This window comes from Pseudomonas sp. K5002 (assembly GCF_013386655.1).
Taxonomy (GTDB): Bacteria; Pseudomonadota; Gammaproteobacteria; order Pseudomonadales; family Pseudomonadaceae; genus Aquipseudomonas.
In genome coordinates this window covers 1-1,311 of sequence record NZ_JACARK010000705.1, presented here as the reverse complement: position 1 = coordinate 1,311, position 1,311 = coordinate 1, and the positions used below count along the sequence as shown (strand labels likewise).

Sequence of the window (1,311 nt, the reverse complement as noted above, 5' to 3'; positions counted from 1 at the left end):
CTGCGGCGCCCTGGTGCCGATGCTGACCCTCGGCGTACCCGGCTCGGGCACCACGGCGGTGATGATCGGCGCCCTGTCGCTGTACAACATCACCCCCGGCCCGCTGCTGTTCCAACAGCAACCGGACATCGTCTGGGGCCTGATCGCCTCGTTGTTTATCGCCAACATCATGCTGGTGATCCTCAACATCCCGATGATCCGCATCTTCACCCGCATCCTTGCCGTGCCCAACTGGGCACTGGTGCCGGTGATCGCCATCATCACTGCGATCGGTGTGTACGCGGTTCACGCCACCACCTTCGACCTGTTCCTGATGGTCGGCATCGGCATCTTCGGCTACATCCTGCGCAAGCTGGATTTCCCGCTCTCGCCGGTGCTGCTGGGCTTTATCCTCGGCGGGTTGATGGAGCAGAACCTGCGTCGTGCGCTGTCGATTTCCAACGGCGAATTGCAGATCCTCTGGTCGAGCCCGATCACCTTCGGCGTGTGGGTACTGACGGCCTTGATGCTGTTGTTCCCGCTCCTGCGCATCTGGCGCAAGCGTTCCCTGCAGCGTCGTGCCGTGGCCGATGTCTGAGGCCACGTTCAGAAACTGGTGGGCAACACCGCTGGTCGGTCTGCTGGGCGGGTATCTCGCCAGCCAGATCGGCTGGCCACTGCCGTACATGGTCGGCTCGTTGCTGGCGATCATCCTGGTGCGCTGCCTGACACCCTGGCAGCTCGCGGAAATTCCCGGCGGCCGCAAATGCGGCCAATGGGTGGTGGGCATCGGCATCGGCCTGCACTTCACCCCGGTGGTGATCGAGCAGGTGATGAGCCACTTCGGCCTGATCTTCTTCGGCGCGCTGGTCACCAGCCTCTCCAGCATCGTGGGTGTGTGGTTGATGCGCCGCAGCGGTGAAGACCGTGCCACGGCGTTTTTCTCGAGCATGCCGGGTGGGTCGGGGGAGATGGTCAACCTCGGCGCACGCAATGGCGCAGTGCTCAGCCGCGTCGCGGCGGGCCAGAGTTTGCGGGTATTGGTGGTGGTGCTCTGTGTGCCGGCGGCGTTCAAGTATTTGCTGGGGGAAGGTGCCCCGCAGTTTCATCCGGCGACGGTGGATTGGACCTGGCTGGCGCTGCTGTTTCCCGTCGGCGCACTGGTGGCCTGGGGCTGGCAGCGCTTGCGTCAGCCAAACCCCTGGCTGTTCGGGCCGCTGCTGGTCAGTGCCGCCGCCAGCATTACCTGGGACTTGCACATAGGGCTGCCCGACGGCGGCAGCCAGATCGGCCAGTGGCTGATCGGCAGCGGCCTGGGCTGCCACTTCAACC

General features: G+C 64.7%; 2 protein-coding genes. Both read left to right on the top strand.

What is annotated here, in order from left to right:
- A partial coding sequence (locus HX846_RS26600; protein WP_178966422.1) for a tripartite tricarboxylate transporter permease occupies nucleotides 1-577 on the top strand: 577 nt, incomplete at its 5' end.
- A partial coding sequence (locus tag HX846_RS26595; RefSeq protein ID WP_178966421.1) for an AbrB family transcriptional regulator occupies nucleotides 570-1,311 on the top strand: 742 nt, incomplete at its 3' end. The genes HX846_RS26600 and HX846_RS26595, both read left to right, overlap by 8 nt.